This window comes from Nigerium sp. (genome assembly GCF_039811905.1).
Lineage (GTDB): Bacteria > Actinomycetota > Actinomycetes > Propionibacteriales > Propionibacteriaceae > Propioniciclava.
The window spans coordinates 1-8,005 of the sequence record NZ_JBDHZL010000117.1; the positions used below are offsets into that span (position 1 = coordinate 1).

8 protein-coding genes are annotated in these 8,005 nt (G+C 69.7%); 7 read left to right on the plus strand and 1 reads right to left on the minus strand.

Going from position 1 to position 8,005, the window contains the following annotated elements:
• Positions 1-972 (plus strand): transglutaminase family protein (locus tag WMJ97_RS13325; protein ID WP_347349488.1); only part of this gene is annotated, 972 nt, incomplete at its 5' end.
• Positions 973-1,011: 39 nt separating this feature from the next.
• On the opposite strand, the gene WMJ97_RS13330 is transcribed toward WMJ97_RS13325, so the two are convergent.
• Entirely contained in the window at positions 1,012-1,281 is a 270-nt protein-coding gene (locus WMJ97_RS13330; protein WP_347349489.1) for a GNAT family N-acetyltransferase, read from the minus strand.
• A 76-nt stretch (positions 1,282-1,357) separates the two neighbouring features.
• On the opposite strand from WMJ97_RS13330, the gene WMJ97_RS13335 reads away from it, so the two are divergent.
• From WMJ97_RS13335 to rocD, 6 genes are all read left to right on the plus strand, one after another.
• The gene (locus WMJ97_RS13335) at positions 1,358-2,641 is read left to right on the plus strand and encodes an extracellular solute-binding protein (protein ID WP_347349490.1); all 1,284 of its coding nucleotides are present in this window, start codon (positions 1,358-1,360) and stop codon (positions 2,639-2,641) included.
• A 6-nt stretch (positions 2,642-2,647) separates the two neighbouring features.
• The gene (locus WMJ97_RS13340; RefSeq protein ID WP_347349491.1) at positions 2,648-3,586 is read left to right on the plus strand and encodes a sugar ABC transporter permease; all 939 of its coding nucleotides are present in this window, start codon (positions 2,648-2,650) and stop codon (positions 3,584-3,586) included.
• Positions 3,583-4,410 (plus strand): carbohydrate ABC transporter permease, encoded by an 828-nt coding sequence (locus WMJ97_RS13345; protein WP_347349492.1) that lies wholly within the window; start codon positions 3,583-3,585, stop codon positions 4,408-4,410. The genes WMJ97_RS13340 and WMJ97_RS13345 overlap by 4 nt, the downstream gene beginning before the upstream one ends.
• A 50-nt stretch (positions 4,411-4,460) precedes the next feature.
• The gene (locus WMJ97_RS13350; RefSeq protein ID WP_347349493.1) at positions 4,461-5,390 is read left to right on the plus strand and encodes an ATP-binding cassette domain-containing protein; all 930 of its coding nucleotides are present in this window, start codon (positions 4,461-4,463) and stop codon (positions 5,388-5,390) included.
• A 1-nt stretch (position 5,391) separates the two neighbouring features.
• The gene (locus tag WMJ97_RS13355) at positions 5,392-6,654 is read left to right on the plus strand and encodes an ABC transporter permease (protein ID WP_347349494.1); all 1,263 of its coding nucleotides are present in this window, start codon (positions 5,392-5,394) and stop codon (positions 6,652-6,654) included.
• A gap of 101 nt (positions 6,655-6,755) precedes the next feature.
• Positions 6,756-7,997 (plus strand): ornithine--oxo-acid transaminase, encoded by a 1,242-nt coding sequence (gene rocD / locus WMJ97_RS13360; protein WP_347349495.1) that lies wholly within the window; start codon positions 6,756-6,758, stop codon positions 7,995-7,997.
• Positions 7,998-8,005 lie beyond the last annotated feature (8 nt).

The following is an 8,005-nucleotide window of genomic DNA, read 5'->3' on the forward strand; positions in this document are numbered from 1 at the left end:
CAGTCCCAGTCGCAGAGCCAGTCCCAGACGCAGGCTCCTCCGAAGCCGCAGTCGCCGCCCGACCACTACGCGCCCCGGGCCTACGAGGTGCGCCACCGGACGACGTACACCTACGACCTCCCCTGCGAGGCCGCCTACGAGCGGGGCATGATGAGCCCGCGCGAGACGCCGTCGCAGACGCTGCGGTCGGCGTCCCTCAGCGTGACGCCCGAGCCGGACGCCTTCACCGAGCACCGCGACCACTTCGGCAACAACTCGGCCTACATCGAGGTGCGGACGCCGCACACCAAGCTCGAGCTGCTGAAGCGGTCGATCGTCGACGTGGCGTGGCCGCGTCCCGACCTCGATGAGCTCAATCAGTGGACCGTGGCCGACGCCATCCGGCTCGCCCGCACCGAGGCCGACCCGGTGGAGGCCGCCGACTTCCTGCTGCCGTCGCCGCTCGTCGAGGTGACCGACAAGGTCCACGAGTACGCGCTCTCGATGCTGCCGCCCAACCGCCCGTTCGGCGAGGCGGTCCTGGGCCTCACGATGGGCATCTACGACGACTTCAAGTACGACCAGAAGGCCACGACCGTCCGGACGACGCTCGACGAGCTGCTCGACATCCGCGGCGGCGTCTGCCAGGACTTCGCGCAGCTCGCCATCGGCTGCCTGCGCAGCCTCGGCCTCCCGGCGCGCTACGTGTCGGGCTACGTGGAGACGTACGCCCCGCCCGGGCAGGTGAAGCTCGAGGGTTCGGACGCCTCGCACGCCTGGGCGGCCGTCTGGACGCCTGCCGGCCGCTGGGTCGACCTCGACCCGACCAACAACCACCTCGTCGACAGCCGTTACGTGGTCACGGCGTGGGGCCGCGACTTCCGCGACGTCTCGCCGCTACGCGGCGTGATCTACACCGAGGCGAAGAAGTCCAGCCTGAAGGTCGGCGTCGACGTCATCCCGCTCGGGCTCGTGGAGCCGGTCAACACCTGACGCCGTTGGTTCTGCTTCCATAACGGAAGCAGAACGGACTCAGGCCAGCAGGTCCTGGTAGTCGGGGTGCCGGTCGATCCACTTGGCGACGTACGGGCAGGCCGGGTCCACCTTCAGCCCCTGCGACCGGACGTCGTCGAGCGCGAACTGCACCAACTCGCCGGCGAGCCCGCGGCCGCCGAACGCCGGGTCGACCTCGGTGTGGGGCATGGTCACGACGTCGCCGTCGACGCGGTAGATCGCGTGGCCCACCGTCTGCCCGTCGGTCTCGATCTCGTAGCGGTCCTGCTTCTTCGTCACATTCGCCATGCGAAGGCAACCAGCGATCGTCTCCCCCTATTCCGCTCCCGCGTCCGGTCGGAGCTTTTTCAACTAGGCTCCCGCCATGACCATCACCCGTCGGCACCTCTTGGCCCTCTCCGGGGGCATCGCCGCCACCGCAGCGCTCTCGGCCTGCGGCACCAACACCGGACGCACGTCCGCCTCCCCCACCGCTACGGGCGGCGGGGCGTCCGCGAAGCCGAACCTCTCGCAGTGGTACCACGCCTACGGAGAGGACGGCGTGCAGGACGCCGTGAAGACGTGGGCGTCCGAGTTCGACGGCGCGAACGTGACCGTGAACTGGGTGGCGTCCGACTACGAGAAAGGCGTGTCGACGGCCCTGCTGACCGACAACGCGCCCGACATCTTCGAGTACGCCAACGGCCCGACGCTCGACATGATCAAGGCCGGCCAGGCCGCCGACCTCACCGACGTGGTCGGCGACGCGAAAGACTCGTTCACCCCGCGCGTCATGGAGCGCCTCACCTACCAGGGCAAGATCTGGGCGGTGCCGCAGACGGTCGACATGCAACTGCTGTACTACCGGCCGTCGCTCCTCGCGAAGGCGCGGCTCCAGCCCCCCACGACGCTGGACGCCCTCGTCGCGGCCGCCAAGGCCCAGAAGACGAACGACATGGGCGGGTTCTTCGCCGGCAACGACGGCGGGCTCGGCGTCCTCGGCAGCCTGCTGATCTGGGGAGCGGGCCTGGAGCAGATCTCGGCCGACAAGAAGTCGGCCGGGTTCAACGACGCGCGGCTCTACGCCGCGGTCGGCACGTTCAAGTCGTTCTTCGACTCGGGGGCGCTGCTGAAGAGCGCCTCCACCGACTGGTCGGACGCCACCCCCTTCATCAACGGCGAGACCGCGATGCAGTGGGGTGGGCTGTGGGACCTGCCCAAGGTCAAGCAGGCGTTCGGCGACGACGTCGGCGTCCTGCCGTTCCCGTCGACCGGCAACGGCGGGCGTCCGGCGGTGCCGTTCGGCGCGTTCAGCTCCGTGGTGAACGCGCACGGCAAGAACGTGGAGACGGCCAAGCAGTTCGTCCAGTGGCTGTGGGTCGACTCCGAAGACAAGCAGGTCCAGTTCTCGAACGCGTTCGGCTGCCACATTCCGGCCAAGCCGAAGCTGTTCAGCGAGGCCGACAAGGTTGCGTCCGGTCAGGGGGCCCAGGCCGCGAAATTCGTCTCCGACCACGGCTTCGTCGACGATCTCTTCTGGACGCCGGCGGCGTCCCAGGCCTATTCGACGGCCCTGTCGAACGTCGTGAAGTCCGGGCGCGACGCCCGGACGGAGTTCACCGCAGCCGCCGACAAGGTCGCCGCCGAGCTCAAGCGCGTCAACGGCTAGGCGACCATGACGGCTCCCGTCGAGGTGCACGCCCGCCGGCGGGCACCGGCGACGAACGCCCAGAGCCGGCGCCGCTGGTTCTGGGTGTTCGTCACGCCGTTCCTCGCGGGGCTGGTCGTCTTCGTCTACGTGCCGATCGGGTGGAGCGCCTACCTATCGCTGTTCAACGCGCGCAACACCGTCACCCCGACCGACTTCGTCGGCCTCGGCAACTACGCCTATCTGCTCTCGGACCGGCTGTTCCTCGACAGCATGGCGACGTTCGTCGTCTTCGCGCTCATCATCGTGCCCCTGACCTTCGCCTGCTCGCTCGGCCTCGCCTTGCTGCTGCGCCGGATCGGCGTCCTGCAGGCGTTCTTCCGGTCGGCGTTCTTCATCCCGACCGCGTGCAGCTACGTCATCGCGGCGCTGGTGTGGCGGATGTCGTTCTTCAACGGCGCCCGCTTCGGCCTCGCGAACACGATGCTGCGGTCGGTGGGCCTGGATCCGGTGAACTGGCTCGGCGGCGAGAACCACTGGTACTGGTTCGTGCTCGTCACGCTGCGGCTGTGGCTGCAGGTGGGCTTCTACATGATCCTGTTCATCGCGGGGCTGAACGCCATCGATCCGCAGGTCTACGAGGCGGCGTCCCTCGACGGGGCGACGGGGTTCGGGGTGTTCCGCCACATCACGTTTCCCCTGCTCAGGCCCACGTCGGTGGCGGTGGCGACCCTGCTGCTCATCAACGCCTTCCAGGCGTTCGACGAGTTCTACAACACCCTGAACACCGTCCGCGGGTACCCGCCGTACGCGCGGCCGCCGCTGGTGTACCTGTACCTGATCAGCTTCGGGGACGGCAGCCAGGACCTGGGCATCGGCAGCGCCGGAACGCTGATCCTGACCGTCGTCATCCTCGCGTTCAGCCTGGCGCAGAACCGGCTGCTGTCGATCGGGGCCGACCGATGAGGACGCCTCCGGCCGTCCGCGTCGCGGCGTACGTCGCGGCGTCCGTCCTGGCCGTCCTGTTCCTGCTGCCGTTCTACGTGATCGTCCGGAACGCGTTCTCGACGCAGACCTGGATCACCGCGCCGCAGTGGCACTGGCTGCCGAACGCGCTCGACGGACGCACGCTGGCGGGCGTCCTGGGGAACGCGAACCTGGGCATCACCCAGTCGCTGCTGAACTCGGCGGTGGTGGCCGTCGCGCAGACCGCCGCGACCGTCGTCGTGTCGCTCATGGCCGGCTACGCGCTGGCCCGGACGTCCACGCGGGCCGCCCGCGTCATCCTCGGTCTGACGGTCTTTACGCTCATGGTGCCGACGGCGGTGACCTTCGTCCCGATGTTCGTGATGGCGTCCTCGCTGGGCTGGATCTCGACCTACCGGGGCCTGATCATCCCCGCGGTCTTCTCGGCGTTCGCGACGTACCTGTTCCGGCAAGGGTTCTTGGACTTCCCGGTCGAGCTGGAGGAGTCCGCCTACCTCGACGGGGCCAACGCGTGGACGACGCTGTGGCGGATCGTCGTCCCGAACAGCCTGGGCATGGTCGCCGCCGTCGGCACCATCACGTTCATCGGCGCCTGGAACGCCTTCCTGTGGCCGCTGCTCATCGCGCAGGACCCCGGCATGCGCACCGTCCAGGTCACCCTGAGCCAGTTCATGACCAGCCAGGGCGTCCGCTACCCGGAGATCTTTACCGGGGCGCTGGTCGCGATCGTCCCGGCGCTCGTCGTGTTCTTGTTCCTGCAGCGGTGGCTCGTGCAGGGCGTCACGCGATCCGGCCTGAAGTAGAGCCCAAGGTCGGACGCCGATTGTCAGACCCGTCGGGTAGGCATGGACCCATGACCCAGCCCCCAGCGCCCGGCCAGGCGCCCACCATCGAGGTGACGGATTTCCGCATGGCCTTCGGCGAGAAGGTCGTCGTCGACGACCTGACGTTCGAGGTCCGCCCCGGCGAGACGTTCGGCCTGCTCGGCTCGAACGGGTCGGGCAAGACCACCACCATCCGGGCGCTGCTCGGCATCTACCGGCCGACGGCCGGGCGGCTGCTGGTGCGCGGGCGTCCGTACGACCCCGCGACGTGCCGCGGCCTCGGCTACCTGCCCGAAGAGCGCGGGCTCTATCGCAAAGAGAAGGTGCTCGACGTCATGACGTACTTCGGCCAGCTCAAGGGCATGCCGCGGGCCGAGGCGTCCCAGTGGTCGCTGTACTACCTCGACCGCGTCGGCCTCGCCGACAAGGCCAAACAGCGCATCGAGCGGCTGTCGGGCGGCGAGCAGCAGAAGGTGCAGTTGGGCGTCACGGTGATGGACAACCCCGACCTGCTGATTCTCGACGAGCCGACGAAGGGCTTCGACCCGGTGAACCGGCGGCTGCTGATGGACGTGATCGAGGCCCACCGGGCCGGCGGCGCGACCGTCGTCATCATCACGCACCAGATGGAGGAGGTCGAACGGCTCTGCGACCGCGTCCTGCTGCTGAAGGACGGGCGGGCCGAGGCCTACGGCACCGTCCCCGAGGTGCAGGACGCCTACGGCGGCCGCACGATCCGGCTCGGCTTCGCGGGCGTCCTGCCCGAGGGCCCGTTCCGGGTGATCCGGCATGAGACGAACTACGCCGAACTCGAGTTGGACTCCTCGGCCGACCCCCAGGCCGTGCTGCGGCTGCTGCTGGACGCCGGGGTGGTCGTCCGGTCGTTCGACGCCTCCCGGCTGTCGATGGACGAGGTGTTCCTCCGCGTCTACGGCCACTCCTCCGACAAGGAGCTGTGACATGCACAACTTCACGAAGGTCATCGCGTTCGAGGTCCGGCGGACCCTGACGCGCCCCGCGTTCTGGGTGGCCACGCTGGCCGTCCCGCTGTTCATCGGCGTCCTGTCGGGCCTGATGACGCTGAGCACGAGCCAGGTCGCCTCCGGGTCCGGCGGCGGCACAGCCACGCGGTTCACCTACACGGACGCCTCCGGCCTCGTCTCGCCGTCCATCGCCGCCGAGCTCGGCGGCAGCCCCACCTCGGACGCCGCGGCCGCGCGGGCGGACGTCGTCGCCGGCCGCGCCGACCTACACATCGACTACCCGCGCGATCCGGCGTCCGAACCCGTCGCGCTGACGGCCCGCGACCGGGGCCTCACCGGCGGCGACGGCGATGCCGCGCTGGCCCGCCGGGTGTTGCAGAGCTCGGCGGCGTCCGCCGTGGGGGATCCGCGGCTCGCCGACGTGCTGAGGGGCCCGATCGTCACCGAGGTGCGCTCGTACGCCGACGGCCGGGAGGCGCCCGGCATCGGCTCCGCGATCCTGCCGGGCCTGTTCGCGGTCTTCTTCTACCTGGCCATCATGATGCTGGGCAGCCAGATGCTGAACATCACGGTGGAGGAGAAGGAGAACCGGGTCACCGAGATGATCCTCACCACGATCCGGCCGCTGACGCTCATCGTGGGCAAGATCGCCGCGCTGCTGGTCGTCGGCCTGGTGCAGGCGGCCGTCCTGACCGTGCCGATCGTGGTGGCCCTGGCCGTGCTCTCCGGCGGGGCGAGCGCGGGGTCCGTGCCGACGCTGAACGGGTCGCCGCTCGTCGTCGACCCCGGGCGCATCGGTGTCGCGTTCGCGCTGGCGATCCTGGGGTTCGCGATGTTCACCGGGCTGCTCGTCGCGATCGGCTCGATCATGCCGAACGCGAAGGAGGCGAGCGGGGCGTTCGGCCTGGTCATCGTCGTGTTGTTCCTCCCCCTGTACGCATTCGGCGTCCTGGTGTCCGACCCGCACGGGCCGGCCTCCCAGGCGCTCACCTTCTTCCCGCTGACCGCGCCGGTCGCCGCGCTCGTCCGCAACGCGGGCGGGCTGCTGGGCCCGGCGGAGGCCGCCGGGGCGATCGCGTCGATCTCGGTGGCCGCCGTCGTGTTCATGATGCTCGGCGTCCACCTGTTCCGCACCGGGTCGCTGAGCTACGACCAGCGGCTCCGGCTACGGGGCCTGTTCCGGCGGTCGCGCCGCGGGCGTCCGGTGCCGGCGGGTTCGTATACTCCCCCGACCGGCTGAGTGCAGATCTTCTCTCCCTCCGAGATTGTGCCGGAGATCTTCTGGCCTTATCGCGACAGACGTAGTATTTGTATTGTCTAGACCCCACGAGAGGAGTGATCATGACCACCAAGCCGATGTCCGCGACCACGCGGAAGGCGATCGATCAGGTGGAACAGTACGGCGCCCACAACTACGCGCCGCTTCCGGTCGTGATCGCTCGGGCCGAGGGCGCTCGCGTCACCGACGTGGACGGCCGCACCTACATCGACTGCCTGGCCGCCTACTCGGCCGTGAACTTCGGGCACTCCAACCCGCGGCTGCTCGCGGCGGCCCGGCGGCAGCTCGATCGGGTGACCCTCACGTCGCGGGCGTTCTACTCCGAGCCGTTCGGGCCGTTCGTCGAGTCGCTCGCCGAGCTGTGCGGCAAGCAGATGGTGCTCCCCATGAACTCGGGCGTCGAGGCGGTCGAGGCCGGCATCAAGACCGCCCGCAAGTGGGGCTACGAGGTGAAGGGGGTGGCCGACGACGCGGCGAACATCGTCGTCATGGAGGGCAACTTCCACGGGCGCACGGTCACCGTCGTGTCGTTCAGCAACGACGAGGAGGCGCGGCGCAGCTATCAGCCGTTCACCTCGGGGTTCTACGACGTCCCGTTCGGCGATGTCGCGGCCCTGGAGGCCGCCATCGACGAGAACACCGTCGCCGTGCTGCTCGAACCCATCCAGGGCGAGGGCGGCGTCATCATCCCCCCCGAGGGCTATCTGCGGGCGGTCCGCGAGGTGTGCGATCGCCACGGCGTCCTGATGATGGCCGACGAGATCCAGTCGGGCCTCGGCCGCGCCGGGGAGACGTTCGCGTGCGACCGCGAGGGCGTCGTCCCCGACCTGTACCTGCTCGGCAAGGCGCTCGGCGGCGGCATCATGCCGGTCTCGGCCGTCGTGGCGGACGCCGACGTGCTCGGCGTCTTCAAGCCCGGTCAGCACGGGTCGACGTTCGGCGGCAACCCGCTCGCGTGCGCGATCGGCAGCGAGGTCGTCGACATCCTCAGCACCGGGGAGCCGCAGCAGGCGTCCCGGGAGTTGGGCGAGCGCCTGCTGGCGGGCCTGCGGCCCCTCGTGGGTCGCGGCCTGCTCACCGAGATCCGCGGCGCGGGCCTGTGGCTGGGCCTCGACGTGGCCCCGCACCTCGGCACCGCCCGCGACCTCTGCTACCGCCTCATGGCCAAGGGCGTCCTGGCCAAAGACACGCACGGGCGCACGATCCGCTTCGCTCCCCCGCTGGTGATCTCCGCCGACGACGTGGACGCCGTGATCGACGCGACCACCCAGGCGCTCGAGGAAGCCGAGCGGCAGGCCGCCTGAGGCGTCCG

Coding starts and splice junctions, on each gene's coding strand:
- WMJ97_RS13355 (WP_347349494.1), top strand. CDS start 5,392: ATGCACAACTTCACGAAGGTCATCGCGTTCGAGGTCCGGCGGACCCTG.
- WMJ97_RS13340 (WP_347349491.1), top strand. CDS start 2,648: ATGACGGCTCCCGTCGAGGTGCACGCCCGCCGGCGGGCACCGGCGACG.
- WMJ97_RS13345 (WP_347349492.1), top strand. CDS start 3,583: ATGAGGACGCCTCCGGCCGTCCGCGTCGCGGCGTACGTCGCGGCGTCC.
- rocD (WP_347349495.1), top strand. CDS start 6,756: ATGACCACCAAGCCGATGTCCGCGACCACGCGGAAGGCGATCGATCAG.
- WMJ97_RS13335 (WP_347349490.1), top strand. CDS start 1,358: ATGACCATCACCCGTCGGCACCTCTTGGCCCTCTCCGGGGGCATCGCC.
- WMJ97_RS13350 (WP_347349493.1), top strand. CDS start 4,461: ATGACCCAGCCCCCAGCGCCCGGCCAGGCGCCCACCATCGAGGTGACG.
- WMJ97_RS13330 (WP_347349489.1), bottom strand. CDS start 1,281: ATGGCGAATGTGACGAAGAAGCAGGACCGCTACGAGATCGAGACCGAC.